General features: G+C 44.8%; 14 protein-coding genes. All 14 read left to right on the top strand.

Annotated features, from left to right (window positions below):
- Positions 1-165: 165 nt before the first annotated feature.
- The 14 genes from N7U62_RS05035 (at position 166) to N7U62_RS04970 (ending at position 17,033) form a co-directional block, all read left to right on the top strand.
- Positions 166-549 (top strand): BlaI/MecI/CopY family transcriptional regulator, encoded by a 384-nt coding sequence (locus N7U62_RS05035; protein ID WP_264136801.1) that lies wholly within the window; start codon positions 166-168, stop codon positions 547-549.
- Positions 536-1,936, top strand: a complete 1,401-nt coding sequence (locus tag N7U62_RS05030) for a peptidoglycan DD-metalloendopeptidase family protein (protein ID WP_264136800.1) — start codon at positions 536-538, stop codon at positions 1,934-1,936. Before N7U62_RS05035 ends, N7U62_RS05030 begins: the two co-directional genes overlap by 14 nt.
- A 659-nt stretch (positions 1,937-2,595) precedes the next feature.
- Entirely contained in the window at positions 2,596-3,054 is a 459-nt protein-coding gene (locus N7U62_RS05025; RefSeq protein ID WP_264136799.1) for a (2Fe-2S)-binding protein, read from the top strand.
- Between the two features lie 22 nt (positions 3,055-3,076).
- Positions 3,077-5,254, top strand: a complete 2,178-nt coding sequence (locus N7U62_RS05020; protein ID WP_264140414.1) for a xanthine dehydrogenase family protein molybdopterin-binding subunit — start codon at positions 3,077-3,079, stop codon at positions 5,252-5,254.
- Positions 5,254-6,426 (top strand): XdhC family protein, encoded by a 1,173-nt coding sequence (locus N7U62_RS05015; protein WP_264136798.1) that lies wholly within the window; start codon positions 5,254-5,256, stop codon positions 6,424-6,426. Before N7U62_RS05020 ends, N7U62_RS05015 begins: the two co-directional genes overlap by 1 nt.
- The gene (locus N7U62_RS05010) at positions 6,419-7,024 is read left to right on the top strand and encodes a nucleotidyltransferase family protein (RefSeq protein ID WP_264136797.1); all 606 of its coding nucleotides are present in this window, start codon (positions 6,419-6,421) and stop codon (positions 7,022-7,024) included. Before N7U62_RS05015 ends, N7U62_RS05010 begins: the two co-directional genes overlap by 8 nt.
- 109 nt (positions 7,025-7,133) lie before the next feature.
- Positions 7,134-10,055 (top strand): two-component regulator propeller domain-containing protein, encoded by a 2,922-nt coding sequence (locus N7U62_RS05005; RefSeq protein ID WP_264136796.1) that lies wholly within the window; start codon positions 7,134-7,136, stop codon positions 10,053-10,055.
- 325 nt (positions 10,056-10,380) lie between these two features.
- Positions 10,381-10,698 carry a transposase family protein gene (locus tag N7U62_RS05000; protein ID WP_264136795.1) on the top strand — a complete coding sequence of 106 codons (318 nt, stop codon included), beginning with the start codon at positions 10,381-10,383 and terminating at the stop codon, positions 10,696-10,698.
- A gap of 33 nt (positions 10,699-10,731) precedes the next feature.
- Entirely contained in the window at positions 10,732-10,935 is a 204-nt protein-coding gene (locus N7U62_RS04995) for a hypothetical protein (protein WP_264136794.1), read from the top strand.
- Positions 10,917-11,474, top strand: a complete 558-nt coding sequence (locus N7U62_RS04990) for an ISAs1 family transposase (protein WP_264136244.1) — start codon at positions 10,917-10,919, stop codon at positions 11,472-11,474. The genes N7U62_RS04995 and N7U62_RS04990 overlap by 19 nt, the downstream gene beginning before the upstream one ends.
- 301 nt (positions 11,475-11,775) lie before the next feature.
- Complete coding sequence (locus tag N7U62_RS04985; protein ID WP_264136793.1) at positions 11,776-12,753, top strand: phosphotransferase; 978 nt, start codon at positions 11,776-11,778, stop codon at positions 12,751-12,753.
- A 161-nt stretch (positions 12,754-12,914) separates the two neighbouring features.
- The gene (locus N7U62_RS04980; RefSeq protein WP_264136792.1) at positions 12,915-14,165 is read left to right on the top strand and encodes an efflux RND transporter periplasmic adaptor subunit; all 1,251 of its coding nucleotides are present in this window, start codon (positions 12,915-12,917) and stop codon (positions 14,163-14,165) included.
- The gene (locus tag N7U62_RS04975; protein ID WP_264136791.1) at positions 14,165-15,511 is read left to right on the top strand and encodes an ABC transporter permease; all 1,347 of its coding nucleotides are present in this window, start codon (positions 14,165-14,167) and stop codon (positions 15,509-15,511) included. Before N7U62_RS04980 ends, N7U62_RS04975 begins: the two co-directional genes overlap by 1 nt.
- Complete coding sequence (locus N7U62_RS04970) at positions 15,504-17,033, top strand: TolC family protein (protein ID WP_264136790.1); 1,530 nt, start codon at positions 15,504-15,506, stop codon at positions 17,031-17,033. The genes N7U62_RS04975 and N7U62_RS04970 overlap by 8 nt, the downstream gene beginning before the upstream one ends.
- The last annotated feature ends 2 nt before the right edge of the window (positions 17,034-17,035 follow it).

The raw sequence follows: 17,035 nt of genomic DNA, 5'->3' as shown, positions 1-17,035 counted from the left end.
TCAGCCCTATAATTACATATCTAGTCACACGACTATATAAATAGTTGTATAATTATATTTATAGTCATATGTTTGTGACGTTCAAACTGATGAAGACCGGTTATCGTGCACAATAATGGGTTTTTGGAGGGTTGGGCGTAGCTACGAATTTAAATACGTATTGAAATGAAAGAGTTGACAAAGGCGGAAGAACAGGTAATGCAGTATCTATGGGAGCTTGAAAAGGCTTTTCTTAAAGATATAGTGGAGAAGTTTCCCGAGCCAAGACCTGCCTATACAACCGTGCAAACTGTTGTAAGGGTTTTGACGAAGAAGAAATTTATCGGCTATGAGACTTTTGGGAAAACCAATCAGTACTATCCATTGGTGTCCAAAGGCGATTATTTCAGAGTCCATTTCAAAGGAGTGGTTAATAACTTCTTTAATGGCTCTGTAAGCAAATTCGCCTCGTTTTTTACTGACGACAAAGAGTTAAGTATTACCGAATTAGAGCAAATGAGACAGTTAATAGAAACGAAGATCAAAAATTTGAAAGATGATGGTAACTGATACTATATTTTACCTGCTTAAGGTAAGCGGAGTATTTATTGTTCTTTACTCGTTTTATCATCTATTACTCAGTAGGTCTTCATTTCATCATATCAACCGAGTGTATTTGTTGGCTATGATACCTGTGTCTCTGATCATACCTTTGATAGATATAGAATTAACATCCAGTTATACCTTGCCCACTGAAACGATACCAGTATTGTTTGAGGATTTTGGGTCGATTGATGACAGAATCCAGCCTATCGAGGCAATCGAGCAGTCCCATTCGGATTGGAATAGTTTGCTGGCACTTGTCTATGTTTTGGGGGTGATAGTTAGTTTGATCAAATTTACTTTTAACCTATTGAAAGTGTTTAAAATCAAGCAACAGTCCTCTGTCCAAACAGATGGTGCATTTACTATCATTCAATACAAGGGGCGCTTGGTTTTTTCTTATTTCAAGTGGATTTTCATACCTGCCGACAGTAAGAATACCATTGATCGTCTGATCATCGACCATGAAAAATGGCACGGGAAGGCCTGGCATACATTGGATTTAATTTCTACAGAGTTATTTGCTTCAGTACTATGGTTCAACCCATTTGTCTACCTCTTTCGGAGAGACCTTAAAACTGTACATGAATATCAGGTGGATGCAGCTATTTTGCAAAGGGACATTAAAAAATCCAAGTACTTGCAATTGATGCTCAACCAGCTCATTGATTCACACAGAAGAATAGGGATCTACAATTATTTTAATGGTTTAACAATGAAAAAACGTATCAAGATGATTTCTAAAGATAAGAGTACCAAATGGCAGCTATTGAACTATTTACTGATTATTCCGGTTTTGGTGACGATGACCATGTCCTTTTCGGCCCCAGAGAAGTTAGCGAATGAATTTACAGAGATGAACTTTCCATTCTCAGGACCTGAATATCTTACTGAAGGTTTTCCTGAGCTAGAAATGATGAACATTCCGTTTTCAGTGTCAGAAAAATCAGATGAAGATATCCCTAGTATCTCGCCTATCAAGGATGGGGATTATGACTTCCCACCTTCTGGTTATGGTATGCGAATACACCCTATAGATAAGGTTAGACAATTTCATGGCGGCTTAGACTTTAGTGCAAAGAAAGGAACCAAGGTAATAGTGACAGCCAATGGGGTGGCAAGCAAAATTGAATTTCAAGAAGGTGGTTATGGGAGACTTGTGGTAATTGATCATGGCGGTGGATTTGAAACGAGGTACGCGCATTTAAGTGGTTTTGCTGTAGAGCAAGGGGATCAGGTGCAACGTGGAGATGTAATCGGATATGTAGGAACCACCGGAAGGTCAACAGCATTTCATCTCCATTATGAAGTTCGTAAAGACGGGAAACCTGTAGACCCAAAAGACTATATGTAGGATGGATGAAAAGAATGAAAGGAGAAAAGCCGCTTCACTACACGATGGGGCGGCCTTCTTTCTTACTTGGAAACACGGATGATACAGATTTTAGGATTGCACGGACTTTTTGGGATCGGTATAACTAGGCGAGGCACATACTTACTAGCAGGTTTGTAGCTACGTACAAATCCCCCTAGCCCCCTTTATGAAAAGGGGGAATCCAATAATCGGTCTTTAGTAGAAGACTAGGTAGGTTTTATTAATTGAACTGCATTTCGAATTACGTTACTGAATGTAGCATAGTAACCGCTTTAGATACAACAATCCTATGCAGGATTAATTCCCCCTTTCGGAAAGCGGTTCGACGCATCGAGGGCTAAGGTGGATTAGTTACATGCACATGTCTCATAAGGTACCATGCTTTATTCACCCCACTTATATATCCCAGCATCCGTGCCATCCATCAATCCCCTTAATCCGTGGTGCGGACAATAGGGATAAACACATATTCGACCCAAAAAACCGACCTTTCATCAATAGTAAAGTTGATTTAAGCAAGGGTAAATTGTCGTCTGTCGGTCTTCGGCCATTAGCAGATTTGCCCATTCGTAGACTAATCAGATTGACAATATTCTTATTATATTGAAACTGCTAAACTTCAACACATAACTAATATCATGGCCCAATACACCCTAAAGGTTAACAATCAGGAATTTAAGGTCGATGTAGCAGAAGACACCCCGATACTCTGGGTGCTGCGCGATCATTTGCAACTCGTAGGAACCAAATTTGGCTGTGGTATGGCCATGTGCGGTGCCTGCACCGTCTTGTTAGGCGATACTGCCGTCCGCTCTTGTAGCATGCCTATCTCATCCGTAGAGGGACAAGCCATCACTACGATAGAGGGACTGTCCGAAAAAGGAGATCACCCTTTGCAGCTAGCATGGCAGGAGGTCGACGTGCCCCAGTGCGGCTATTGTCAGGCAGGTCAGATCATGAATGCAGCCTCTCTGCTTCGTAAAATCCCCAACCCGACAGACGAACAAATAGAAGCCTCCATGAATGGCAACATCTGTCGATGCGGCACTTACTTACGCATCAAGGAAGCCATCAAACAAGCAGCACAAAGCGCCTGATTCACCTAAAGCATTACTTCACATGACACTTATCAAAACAAAATACAACCGCCGGTCATTTCTTAAAGTGAGTGGCGCAGCAGGAGGGGGATTACTCCTCGGATTCAGTTGGTTAAATGGCTGCATGCCAGCCGGCGAATCAGGGATAGCCTCCATCCCAAACGAATGGTTTGAGATCAATGGGTTCATCAAAATTGGTGATACCGGACTGGTCACCATTTTCTCTCCCAATCCAGAGATTGGACAAAATGTAAAAACCTCCATGCCGCTGATCGTAGCAGAGGAGCTCGACGTGGATTGGAAAAATGTGGTCGTCGAACAGGCGCCTTTGAATACCGATATTTTCCAAAGACAAATAGCAGGAGGTAGTCAGTCGATCCGACATGGATGGAAGGCCCTGCGTATGGCTGGAGCTACGGGCAAGCGCATGCTCATGGAAGCCGCCGCTCAAAAGCTATCCGTCCCGGTGAGTGAATTGACAGTGAGCCAGGGAGTTATTTCTCATCAGGCCAGTGGCAAATCGCTAAGCTATGGTGAAGTCGCCTCCTTGGCAGCTACTATGGAAGTACCGGAAGAAGTCGAGTTGAAGGACAACAAAGATTTTAAACTGATTGGTACCAAAGTCAAGAATGTCGATGGTCAAAAGATCGTGACAGGTCAGCCTTTGTTTGGACTGGATTACCAAAGAGAAGGGATGTTGATCGCCATGATCATACATGCGCCCGCCTTTGGGATGAAAATCAAATCCTTTGATGCCACAGAGGCCAAGGCCATGCCGGGAATCAAAGATGTAATCACTGTGAATACCTGGCCAGACGAGCCTCAATGGTCCGACCTCAGTGCCTTTAGGGAATTGATAGCGGTAGTTGGTGATACTACCTGGCAAGTGTTGAAAGCCAAAAAAGCAGTTAAAGTCGAGTGGGAGGTAGATACTGCCCTGGAAAGCACCGCTGATCATATCGAGAGACTGAAAAAAGCCGTCGAGAGCGATCAGGGCAATGTCGCTCGTGTGGATGGAGATCCAGACAAGGCCTTTGCTGAAGCTGATGAAATTATTGAAAGCAGCTTTACGGCTCCCTTCCTGGCACACAACACGATGGAGCCCATGAACTTCTTCGCTCATGTGACCGACACCAAAGCTGAGCTAGTGGGTCCGATCCAAACGCCAGAATATCTGGAGCATTCTCTGGCCAGCCTCCTGGGTATGAGCCACGAACAAATCGACATCAAGATGACCCGTATGGGTGGGGGATTTGGCCGCCGACTCTATGGCAACTTTGCCAATGAAGCCGCTGTGATCTCGCAACTGATGAAGGCACCTATCAAGCTGATCTATACCCGAGAAGACGACATGACACAAGGAGCCTACCGACCCGCCTATCGAGTGAAGTATCGAGCTGCTTTGGATGCGGATAAGAACATGACGGCATTTGAAGTGAAAGCTGCAGGAGTGGATGATCCGCCATTGTTCGCCAACAGATATCCAGCTGGCACCCTCGCACATTACAAAGCGACCGAGGTAAAAGTAGATTCTAACATCACAACAGCCGCCTGGAGAGCCCCAAGGTCCAATTTTATTGCTGGGGCAGAACAAGCATTTTTGGATGAGGTGGCCGAGAAAGTAGGAAAAGACCCGATAGACTTTAGGTTAGAGCTTTTCGACAAAGCCATGGCTAATCCTGTGGGAGAGAAAAATGACTATGATGCAGAGCGATATGCAGGTGTGATCAAGCTGGTGAAGGAAAGATCCAATTGGGGAGTTGAAACCCCAGGCATCAAGCGAGGCATGGCTGCCTACTACTGCCACAACTCCTATGTGGCGCAAGTAGTGGATCTCGCTGAATTGGATGGAGAATGGAGAGTGAAGAAAGTTTGGTGTGCCGTAGATTGTGGAATCGTGGTGAACCGAGAAGGTGCCGTCAATATGATGGAAGGTGGAATCGTGGATGGATTGGGTCATGCGATGTTCAGTCAAATGACCTTCAAGGACGGAAAGCCCGACCAAAGCAACTTCCACAATTATCAATTGATCAGACAGGAGCAAGCTCCGCTCGAGATAGAGACATTCTTCGTAGAGAACAACATCGACCCGACTGGTTTGGGAGAGCCGCCATTACCGCCAGTGATCGGCGCATTGGCCAATGCACTCTACCAGGCTACCGGCAAAAGATACTATGATCAACCCTTCCTGGTGTCCTGATGAATGAATTGAAGAAAATCGTGCATGCCTATCAGGCCACTGATTTCAGTCAGCGCAAGGCTGCTTTAGCAACTGTGATCAGCGTTACGGGGTCTTCGTACAGAAGTCCCGGGGCGCGTATGTATATCACCGATGATGGCCGATGGTATGGCAGCATCAGCGGGGGCTGCCTGGAGGGAGACGCCCTACGCAAGGCTCGTGAAGTCATGCAGACTGGAGTGCCGCGTATGGTCACCTATGATACCATGGATGATGAAAATCCCACCTTAGGTGTAAGCCTGGGCTGCAATGGGATCATTCATGTCTTGCTAGAGCCTATCGAGGAGCAAAACGACCCGATGGCTTTCATGCTCAAGCTATATGAGCAGGAAGATATAGATGCACTAGCTACGGTCTATGAATCAGAAAACAAGCAGGTGCAAGTAGCGAACAAATGGGTGTTTTCTAATCTGACAAAAAAATCTCAACTCACTGATATAGAGAAAGAAATACAGCAACTCCTTCATCAATCCATTGAACATCGCAGGTCCGGTATCCAGACAGTAGAAAACACTATTGGTCGCTATAAAGTATTCCTTGAAGTGATCGAGCCTCCGATTCATCTGATGGTATTTGGAGGGGGCTATGATGCACAACCTCTGGTGGCCATGGCCAAGGGATTGGGATGGGAAGTGAATGTGATAGACGAGTGTGCAGCCCACTTGATTCCAGTCAATTTTCCCGAAGCGCAGCTGACCAGTTGTCATCGCAGCAAGGTCAGCGATCATGCCGCACCCAAGCCTTATTCGGCAGCAGTATTGATCTCTCACAATTACTACTACGATATGGAAGTCATGCAGCAACTACTGGATACAGATATACGCTACATTGGTCTTTTGGGTCCGAAAAAGAAGGGAGACAAGATCAAAGCTGAGCTGATAGAGAAAGGAGTGGAGTGGAATGAAGATACAACGCATCGTGTGCACTATCCCATCGGTATAGACATAGGAGCGGACACCCCGGAAGAAATCGCCTTGTCTATCCTGGCCGAGATCAAGGCCAAGTTCAGCGGTAGATCTTCTGGATTCCTGAAATATAAAACAGGCCCGATCCATCACAAAGATCCCAAATCAGGAGAGGTGTTCAAACAGGTGTATATCCACAAATCTGTACGTCCCGCGAAAAATGCCTAAGCAGGTAATACTGATATTAGCTGCTGGTAATTCTTCACGCCTGGGTCAACCCAAGCAGATGTTGCCTCTTTCGGATGAGGCCAACTTACTACAACATACCGTACAGGTGGCTATGGATAGTCTGGCCGATGATATAGTAGTAGTGTTAGGCTCCAATGCAGGAGAACATGATCAAATGCTGGATCAATGGAAAGACCAATTGCACATCATACAGAACGATCAATGGCAAAAGGGCATGGGCAGTTCTATCAAGGCTGGAGTCAAATGCATCGATAAAGAGATCTCAGATTGGGGAGGCGTGTTGATTTCAGTTTGTGATCAGCCGCATCTGAGAACTAAGATTATCGATCAATTGATTCAGGAGGGAGAAAAGTGTCAGGCTCCAGTCGCATCCCAATACGATCCAGATAACTTTGGAGTGCCGGTTTGGTTTCCTAAAAGCTGGCAGTCACAGCTAGAAGAATTGCCCGATGAGCGCGGGGCTTTGTTCCTCTTAAAGCAAATCCAATCCGAACTTTTCACGCTTCCATTTCCAGAAGGAGAAACAGATATTGACACCCTGGATGATTGGAAAGAGTATTTGGCTACCAATCGGTAATTTCAAATCTGAAGGAGTTATTTGATTATCAATCAAGTACAAATCAACTCAAGTTGTTTTTTTAATCTCTAATTAAGATTATATTAGATTAGACAACATCGGGCACAGCATGAGAGAAAGGATTAGGATCGGAGTTTTAATAGCTTTTGGGCTAATCTATGGCTTTGCTGCTCATTCCCAACACCCCTTAAGACTTCAATTTCAACACATTCAGAAACCTTTGGTGAAAAACCTCGTCGAGACGGTTTGCCAGGACTCCTATGGTTACATGTGGATAGGGACGGATGGAGGTCTTCACAAGTCAGATGGCACCAATTTCGAACTATTTACAGATGCAGAAGGCTTGCCAGCCAATTATATATTGTCAATATATGAGGATCAAAATGAACAACTATGGGTAGGTACCAATGAAGGAGTAGCCCGGTTCGACAGGAAGCTGAATCGTTTTGAACACTTACCGAATGTAGGTACTAAAAAGGACGATATGCTCAACGACAATTGGATTAGAGGCATATTGGAAGATAATACTGGCAGACTATGGATTACCAGCGAATCTCGCGGGTTATTCTATTGGGAAGAAGACCACTTTGTTCATTTCCCTACTGGCAGTGCTCCAGGTCAAATCAATTCTCGACGTACTGGGGGAATGACACTTGATAAGGATGGTAGATTGTGGGTAGCCACCTTTGATGATGGGCTTTATATCATAGACACCGAAACCCTCCATGCCACTAACCATAAAAAACTATATACCAGAGAGGGCCAGGAGGAGTGGGTGTATTTCTGTTGGACATTGGAGGCCGACCGGGATGGTACTGTATGGATGGGCACCAAAGGAACGGGTCTGTATCACCTGGAGCTCAGGCAAGACAGCGTCATGACCAGGCGATTTGTCAATGACCCTGATGATCCTAACACCTTGTCGAACAATGAAGTGTATACGTTGCACATTGATCAGAAAGGAAGACTATGGGTGGGGAATGAAAACGGAGGACTGCATTTGTTTGACCGAAGCAAAGAGCAGTTCACAAGATATGAGCATAGAGAAAATGACCCCCGCAGTTTGGCCCAAAATTCAGTGCGATGTGTTTATACCGACTCTCAAGACAGACTTTGGGTAGGCACAGCCTTTAGAGGTCTGGATGTTTTCGATCCCTATTACACCAAATTCACTCACTACGAGCACATGGAGGGAGGCAAAAAGGGTTTAAATAATAATCTGGTTCGGGATTTTTATGAAGAAGAGAATGGTAACATTTGGATTGCCACTGATGGGGGTGGACTCAACTATTGGGATCGAAGTGAGAATACCTTTGATTATTACATGCACGATCCAGACGATAAAACGACGCTCAATTCCGATGCAATATTAGGTCTGGCAGAAGACCCCTCAGGAAAACTTTGGGTGACAGGATGGTCTGCAGGTATCAATGTGCTCACCAATCGGGATCAAATGACCTTTGCTCATTATCGTGACAAAGGTTTCAGGAACTCCTTTCCTATGAACCATTTCTTTGATATCATCCGGGATCAAAAAGGGAATCTCTGGGCAGCTAATTTTGGCACAGGTTTGATGCAGTACAATTGGGAGGAAAAGACCTTCAGGATGCTATATGGAGAACCAGGGCCTGACAGTTTCTTTCCTTTCAATCGATTCACTACCTTGATAGAAGATAGTCAGGGAGACCTATGGATCGGTACCGAAAATGCAGGCGTAGTGCGGCTGATGAACAAGGAAAATGAAAAGCCAGAATTCACTATCCTCTCTGAGAAAAAGAAGATCATTTATCAAATTCTGGAAGGCCACCAAGGATATATATGGGTAGGGACTGATCAGGGACTCGATCGGATAGAAAGACAAACAGGTGAAATAAAAACCTATGGTGAAAACGATGAATGGCCCAGTAAAACTATAGTATCCATCGCCGAGGACGACAATCACAAGCTTTGGTTAGGAACTACCAGTGGCTTGATTTGCTTTGATCCTGACAATGAGGAAATAGAAACCTATGACATCAGCGATGGTTTGCAGGGCAATGAATTCTCACGATATGCGGCTACCCGATTGAGTACAGGGGAATTGATATTTGGGGGGATGAATGGTTTCAATATTTTTCATCCAGACAGTGTTTTCAAGAATCCTAATTTGCCTCCAGTCTACTTCACCAGTTTCAAAATATTTAATCAGGAAGTCAAAATAGGAGGAGAAGAATCTCCACTCAATGCACATATCTCTACCCTTGACGAAATCACACTTACCCATGAGCAATCGGTATTTAGTCTGGAGTTTGCTGCGGTCAATTTCACCCGTAGCGAGAACAATCAATACGCCTTTATGCTAGAGGGGCTGGAGGACCAGTGGAACTATGTGGGTACCGATCACAAGGCCACCTATTCTAATTTGAATCCTGGAGAGTATACGCTTCGGGTAAAGGCAACCAACAACGACGGCATTTGGAATGAGAAGGGTGCTACACTTCGTATCATCATTTTACCTCCCTGGTGGAAGTCCTGGTGGGCCTACAGCATAATGATAATAGCAGGAGCCTTGATCATATTGATGATCGTTCGATTGCGCACTTCCTATATCAACGACCAAAAGAAACGTCTACAACTACTAGTTGATGAAAGGACCTCTCAATTAGAGCATCAAAACAACAAGGTAAAGGAACAAGCCGATGAGCTGAAGATGTATAACGAATCCCTGAATGCCCTTAATGAAACCCTGGAAGAAACAGTCAAGGCCAGAACCAAAGAACTGCGCCACAAGAATGAAAAGCTCGCTGAATACGCCTTTATCAATGCGCACAACCTGCGCGTACCAGTGGCCAATATTAAAGGGATCATTCAGCTATTTAGTCAGAACAAATCAAGGGAAGAGATAGAGGAACTGATAGAACTACTCAGAGGTCAATCAGAAAAGCTGGACAAAGTCCTACTCGACATCCAACAGATGCTCGACAAAGATGAATCTTTAAACAAAAACAAAGGCCGCTTCAAGCCAATCGATAAGTCAGAGTATGGGCTTTAGGGACTTGTGTTGTGTCGCACAAATCCCCCTAAGCCCCCTTTACGAAAGGGGGAATTAATACTGCAGGTCCTTGCGAAATCAGACCATCTTCTCAGGTCTTTAATAATGATTCCTGGCTATAAGTACTCAACTATCGATTGATGAAGCTATTCGCCTCTTTACGAAATGGGGAATTGATTCCCCGGTCATCAGTGGATGCTTTGAATATATGTTTGAAAGGCATTTAAGGTGATTAGTATTCCACTGTAGCCTGATAGATATAAATCCCCCTTTGCCAAAGCAGGGCTGTTGCATTCTAAAAAATGGATTAACTTGAAAATTAAAAATGGCATCAGAAAGTATCATTTGGTATTTAGGAAAAGTGAAGGATCACAGGCGTGGTGCGGGTCAGCGACATTCTCTGGAATTGGTACTGGTCATCGTGCTGATGTCGGTAATGAGCGGCTACTATGGTTATCGTGCTATTGGAGATTTTATAGAAAGAAATAGAGAGAACTTATTGTCTACTTTTCAGCCCAAACAAGACAGATTACCGACTTTTTATACTATTCGAAGAGTGTTGATGGGATTGGATTTTGATTCCTTTTCTCATCAATTCTATCAGTGGAGTAAAGCCTATGTTTCGATAGAGTCTGGAGAATAGCTTAGTGTAGATGGCAAGGCCATCGGTGGTACAATGAGTGATTATTCAAAGTCGTATCAGAATTTCATCAATCTAGTGACCGTATTCGTTTCCAGACAGAAAATGGTATTAGCCAATGGAGAAGTCATTAACTCAAAAGAGAGTGAAATACCTGTAGTTCGTCAATTAATAGAGATGCTGGATCTCAAAGATGTGGTCTTTACTATGGATGCTCTTCATTGTCAAAAAAAACGGTAGAAGTGATTATAGCTAGTGGAAATAATTATGTAATTGGAGTGAAGAAAAATCAAAAGACACTCTACCAGAGCATCGAAAAGTGTGCCCAAGAAAAGCCTATAGGTTATTATTCTCAGCTAGAGAGAAACAAAGGAAGAATAGAAAATAGAGATGTAACAGTGTTCAATTTGCCAGAGGAAATAAAAAAACAATGGACTGGTGCACAACACGGCATCAAAATTAGAAGAGAAGTAAAAGTCAATGGACGCTACAGGGAAGAAAACGCGTATTATTTAAGCAGCATAAAGAATGGAAGTGCATTATTATACAACTATGGGATAAGGAATCATTGGCACATTGAAAACAGTCTACACTGGACCAAAGATGTAACGATGAAAGAAGATGCCTCTAAAATCAGATTAGGCAACGCTCCATCAATTATATCCACGCTTAAAAATGGTGCAATGAATATATTTAGAAAACAAGGCATGAATCAAATAGCAAAGGCCACCAGACTGGTAGCCAATGATATTGAGACTCTAAACAAACTAATCAATTAGAATGCAACAGCCCTGCTTTCCAAAAGGGGGTAAGGGGGATTCGAAACGCAAACCCACCCAAACCCACTGTTCCACACCTCAAATCATACTTTACGCAACAAATCATAAAACACAATATATCAAATAGTTATGAAATTATAAAACTCTTAGCACACCATCCCGGAAAAACACCATTATAAAGAAAATCTATTTAGTCAAATAGCTTGCATATTCGCTTAGGCGTGGGTACGAAAAACTTTTAACCCAACTCTCGTCGGGCAGGCTTTACACTTTTAACTTTGCACTTTTAACTTAGTCTTGAATGACCGAACAAATCAAAGAGCAAATCCTCCTACACACCGGGAGTCAATTCATCATCCACACGCAAAGAATCCAGAGTCTATGGAGTGGCTATGGGGAGATCTCGAGATGTCAGCTGGAAGGAGGAGAGCGAGCCGCAGTGGTGGTCAAGCATGTGCAACTGCCAGACCAAAGCCAACACCCGAGGGGCTGGAATACGGACATCGGACATCAGCGAAAGCTCAAATCCTATCAGGTAGAAATGAACTGGTATGCTAGTCAAACCGAAGCGATCGATCCACACTGCCGCATCCCGCTAGGCATCTACAGTTGGCAACAAGAAGGGGAGATGCTCATGATTCTCGAAGACCTCAACGAAGCAGGTTTTTCACTTAGACACCATCACATCGATCTCACACAGATCAAATCCTGCCTCAGCTGGCTGGCCTACTTTCATGCGAAACACCTGAATCATGGGGGTGATGGACTTTGGGGAATCGGTACCTATTGGCATATGGATACCCGACCAGACGAATGGCAGGCCATGCAAAACCAGGCCTTGAAAAAGGCAGCCAAAGCGATCGATCAGCGCCTCAATCAGGCCCAATTTCACACACTGGTACATGGAGATGCTAAGCTGGCCAACTTCTGTTTCAGCAAGGATACTGCAGAGGTAGCAGCGGTGGATTTCCAATACATCGGTCGGGGCTGTGGCATGAAAGATGTGGCCTACTTTATCAGCAGCTGTCTCGATGAGGAAGACTGTGAAGCCCTGGAGGACGAATTGCTCAATCACTACTTCGGGCAACTATCTGATGCATGTAAGCATTACAATCAAAAAGTAGATAGCGATGCGGTCATAGCAGAATGGAGGGCATTGTACCCATTCGCTTGGGCGGATTTTTATCGCTTCCTGGATGGTTGGAGCCCGGGTCATTGGAAAATGCATGGTTATAGCGAAAAGCTGAGTCGAAAAGCAATGAATCTCCTGCATATCTGAAAAAAGCAATAGGTTTTGGTCTTAATGGCCTGATCCTTGCTTGTTTTGTTTTGAAAATTTTGATAAGTGTAAAATACACGCTTATTTAGAACTATATTTTTAGTTGATGAGGTAAAGGCACCAACTATCACACTAACATTTAATAACCAACGAACTAAGACATGAAGTCCAAACGAAACTTAATCATTGTTGCGGTTGTCCTAATTGCAATCATTCCCACTTGGCTACTCACTTCCTCAGGGGAGGCAGAATCTGTATTAATTTCAGAAGCCGTCAAAGGAGACCTGGCCATTCAAGTGACCACCACCGGCGAACTAGAAGCCCAGAAATCAGTTAAAATCATGGGGCCAGGAGATGGCATGCAAGCAGCGGGTATTTGGGACACCCGGATGGATCACATCGTAGAAGAAGGAACCGTTGTGAAGAAAGGAGATTATGTGGCTCGTCTGGACGGCTCTTCATTGGAAGACAAAATCAAAAACAGTATGGACGAACTGACCCGAGTAGAGTCCGAATACACTTCTACCAAACTGGATACGACGCTGACGATGCGTGAGCAAAGAGACAAGTTGCTCAACATGAAATTTGTAGTAGAGGAGAAGAAGATCAAAGTAGAGCAATCTGCTTTTGAGCCTCCCGCTACCATCAAGCAAGCCAAAATGGAACTAGAGAAAGCCGAACGTGAACTGCAGCAGGCTACCGAAAACTATAAGATCAAGAAGGCCCAAATGGACGCTAAGATGACCGTAGCAGCAGCCAATCGTGAAACGATCAGGAGAAAGGTTCAAATGATGAACGACCTAAAATCCAGCTTTACCATTTTTGCTCCGGAAGATGGCATGGTCATTTATTCCAAAGACTGGAGAGGGGCCAAGATCAAGTCGGGCGACCAGATCATGTCTTACCGTCCAATCGTGGCTACTCTACCGGATCTATCCAAAATGATCTCTCGCACCTATGTCAATGAAGTAGATATCCGTAACATCAAAAAAGGACAATCTGTAAAAATAGGTTTGGATGCATTTCCAGATAAGGAACTGAATGGCGAAGTAATCAAAGTGGCCAATGTGGGAGAGCAAAAGCCCAACTCAGATAGCAAGGTGTTTGAGGTTTCCGTTTTGATCCATGAATATGACAGCATACTGAGGCCCTCTATGACCACCTCCAACCAGATCTTGATCAAATCTTTGGAAGACTGTGTCTATGTGCCGCTGGAGGCCATCCATAGTCAGGGCGATTCGATCAACTATCTGATCGTGAGTGAAGGCTTTGGCTACAAGAAGAAAGAGGTAAACGTAGGAGATACCAATGATCAATTTGCCGTTATCACAGACGGAATCAAAGAGGGGACGAAGATCGCTCTCAACGAAAGTCCAAAAGTTGCTGACCAACCCATCGACCTGCTCCAATAGTGCTACCGGATAAAATCATCTTTTCGTTTAAGATTGCCTTAGAGGCCATTTTAGCGAACAGGGTGCGTTCTTTGTTAACCGCTCTGGGAATCATATTTGGGGTGAGTGCAGTGATCGCCATGCTGGCCATAGGCAATGGCGCCCAACAAGAAATCATCAAGCAAATGAAGCTGATCGGGGTAAATAACATCGTGATCCAACCGATCGTCGAGCAAAAAGAAGAACAACTCGATGGTGAGAAGAAGTCCAATGGCAATAACAAATTTTCGCCTGGACTGCACATGCAGGATGTGGAGAACATGAAGGAAGTGATCCCTGGTATCACTGACATGAGTCCTGAGATAGAACTAGAGTCCTATGTGGTACATGGAGGCGTCCGTCGCTCTGCCAAGATCATAGGCGTGGACACCAGCTACTTCAAGGTCTATGACTTTGAGTTTTATAAGGGGCTACCTTTTTCTTCGGTCAATCTGGAAAATGGTGATCCGGTCTGTGTCATAGGCAAAGCCATCGAAACGCGCTTTTTTAGTCAGGAGGACCCCATAGGTAAGCAAATCAAATGTGGGGGAAACTGGTTGACCATCGTGGGAGTGCTAGACGAACGTCACTTTACGGATACCAATCTCGAGTCACTAGGGATTCGCAATGCCAATCTGGATGTATATATCCCCCTGCAGACTATGCTGATTCGCTTCAAAGACCGATCTCGGGTCACGCGTCATTCCATCGATCAATTTAGAATGGAGAGTCAGCAAAACGATAATAATCAGGAAAGCAAAACCACTGCGACTAATTATCACCAGCTGGACAAACTCGTGGTACAAGTAGACAAGACAGAAGACCTGACTACTACCTCCAGTGTCATTAGACGCATGCTCACCCGTAGGCACAACGGAGTGGTAGATTTCGAAATCACCATCCCAGAGTTGCTACTGAAACAGCAGCAGCGCACCAATGACATCTTCAATATCGTACTGGGGGCCATTGCCGGTATTTCATTGCTCGTCGGGGGGATCGGCATCATGAATATCATGCTTGCCTCTGTGATGGAGCGCATCAAAGAGATCGGTCTTCGGATCGCTCTGGGCGCCAAAAAGAAGGACATCATCCTACAGTTCCTCATGGAATCCATTCTCATCAGTGTGTTTGGTGGACTATTGGGAATCATTCTGGGCATTGGCTTTTCGATTACAGTTAGTCAATTTGCAGACATCCCTACGGTCATATCCTTCGAATCTATCCTTTTATCCTTTGGTGTCTCTGCCTCTGTAGGCGTACTATTTGGCTATATGCCAGCCAAAAGAGCCGCCTCTCAAAATCCAATCGAATCCTTGCGTTATGAATAGAATTTTAATCCCAACCCACATGCCACAGCAATTACTTTGCCTCCTGCCACTGCTGTTCTTAGGACTGGTGACACAAGCACAAATCAGCGATACACTTTCTTCTCCGGTCGCTCAACAGGCATCCGAAGATTTACTGCTTCGCTCCATGAGTTTGACCAGTGTCATAGACTATGCACAGATGCAGTCTCTGGAAGCTGAAAAGGCCGAAAACAGAAAAGAAAACAGCTACTGGGCCTATCAGCGTTCGCGCTCGATGATCAAACCCAGTCTGAGTCTACAGGGTAATTTGCCCGACTATCAGAAAAGTATCATTCCCGTGATTCAGCCAGATGGTTCGCAGCAGTTCAAAGATGTACAAAACCTCTATTCGGATGTGAGGCTGAGCCTGGATCAAAATATATTATGGACAGGAGGGAGCGTCTCCCTTTTTAGCAGTCTGGAACGAAACGATGTACTGCTGGGTGCCAATGAAGGCACATCTTATGCCAGTCAACCGCTGGTAGTAGGGATCGACCAACCGCTCTTTGCCTACAATCCCTGGAAGTGGAACCGCAAGATCGACCCACTGAGATACGAAGAATCCGTGAAGCGATACAAGGAAGAAAATGTGCGCATCGCACACCAAACTACCGAACTGTTTTTTGACCTGCTATTGGCTCAGATTCGATTAAGAATCGCCCAAAAGAACAAGGAAAACAGCGACATCAACTACAAAATAGGACAGGGGCGCTTCAACCTTGGCAAGATCGCTGAAAACGAATTGCTCGAACTGGAACTGAACCAGCTCAACGCCGAGCGAGACATGGCCAATGCCAAACTGCAGGTAGAAACCAATCGTCTCAGCCTCAATACCTTCATCGGTAGTGACAAGAACGATACATACAATCTGTTGATACCTGACGAAGTGCCAGAGTTTGACATTGATCTGGACAAAGCGCTATCGCAGGCCAAACTGAACCGACAGCAATATGTGAGTTTCAAAAGAAGACTGCTGGAAGCGGAAAGTCAGGTGGCCCAGGCCAAGAGTGAAAACACGCTCAATATCAACCTGAGAGCAAGAATAGGGCTGACTGATCAGGGAGAATCCTATAGAGATGTATATGGCAATGCCCAAAATACGCAGCGCTATGCGGTGGGTGTGAATGTGCCGATTCTGGACTGGAACAGAAGAAAATCCAGTTACAAAACAGCCCTGGCCAATCAGCATCTGGTAGAAAACACCATCGAGCAGGAAGAGCAATTGTTCGAGGCAGAAATCATCACCCTGGTGAAGCAAATGCCGACACTCAGAGCTCGGGTATTGTCTACGAAGCGCGGAGATGAAATCGCCAACCGTCGCTACGACATCTCGCAAGAACGCTACCTGGTCGCCAATATCACCGTTACGGATCTGAACCTGGCACTTCAGGCCAAAGACCAGGCCAAGGAGGCCTATCTACGCGCGTTGAGAGAATATTGGATGGCCTACTACCAGCTGCGCTACCTCACTCTGTACGATTTCGTCAACAACCAAAGCCTGTAAAC

Origin of the sequence: Reichenbachiella ulvae, assembly GCF_025833875.1 — a bacterium.
Lineage (GTDB): Bacteria > Bacteroidota > Bacteroidia > Cytophagales > Cyclobacteriaceae > Reichenbachiella > Reichenbachiella ulvae.
The sequence above is the reverse complement of the archived record's forward strand: the minus strand, read 5'-3'. Positions and strand labels throughout refer to the sequence as shown.

Excerpts from the sequence above, each read along its gene's own strand:
- N7U62_RS05035 (WP_264136801.1), top strand. The coding sequence starts at position 166 with ATGAAAGAGTTGACAAAGGCGGAAGAACAGGTAATGCAGTATCTATGG.
- N7U62_RS05030 (WP_264136800.1), top strand. The coding sequence starts at position 536 with ATGATGGTAACTGATACTATATTTTACCTGCTTAAGGTAAGCGGAGTA.
- N7U62_RS05025 (WP_264136799.1), top strand. The coding sequence starts at position 2,596 with ATGGCCCAATACACCCTAAAGGTTAACAATCAGGAATTTAAGGTCGAT.
- N7U62_RS05020 (WP_264140414.1), top strand. The coding sequence starts at position 3,077 with ATGACACTTATCAAAACAAAATACAACCGCCGGTCATTTCTTAAAGTG.
- N7U62_RS05015 (WP_264136798.1), top strand. The coding sequence starts at position 5,254 with ATGAATGAATTGAAGAAAATCGTGCATGCCTATCAGGCCACTGATTTC.
- N7U62_RS05010 (WP_264136797.1), top strand. The coding sequence starts at position 6,419 with ATGCCTAAGCAGGTAATACTGATATTAGCTGCTGGTAATTCTTCACGC.
- N7U62_RS05005 (WP_264136796.1), top strand. The coding sequence starts at position 7,134 with ATGAGAGAAAGGATTAGGATCGGAGTTTTAATAGCTTTTGGGCTAATC.
- N7U62_RS05000 (WP_264136795.1), top strand. The coding sequence starts at position 10,381 with ATGGCATCAGAAAGTATCATTTGGTATTTAGGAAAAGTGAAGGATCAC.
- N7U62_RS04995 (WP_264136794.1), top strand. The coding sequence starts at position 10,732 with ATGAGTGATTATTCAAAGTCGTATCAGAATTTCATCAATCTAGTGACC.
- N7U62_RS04985 (WP_264136793.1), top strand. The coding sequence starts at position 11,776 with ATGACCGAACAAATCAAAGAGCAAATCCTCCTACACACCGGGAGTCAA.
- N7U62_RS04980 (WP_264136792.1), top strand. The coding sequence starts at position 12,915 with ATGAAGTCCAAACGAAACTTAATCATTGTTGCGGTTGTCCTAATTGCA.
- N7U62_RS04970 (WP_264136790.1), top strand. The coding sequence starts at position 15,504 with ATGAATAGAATTTTAATCCCAACCCACATGCCACAGCAATTACTTTGC.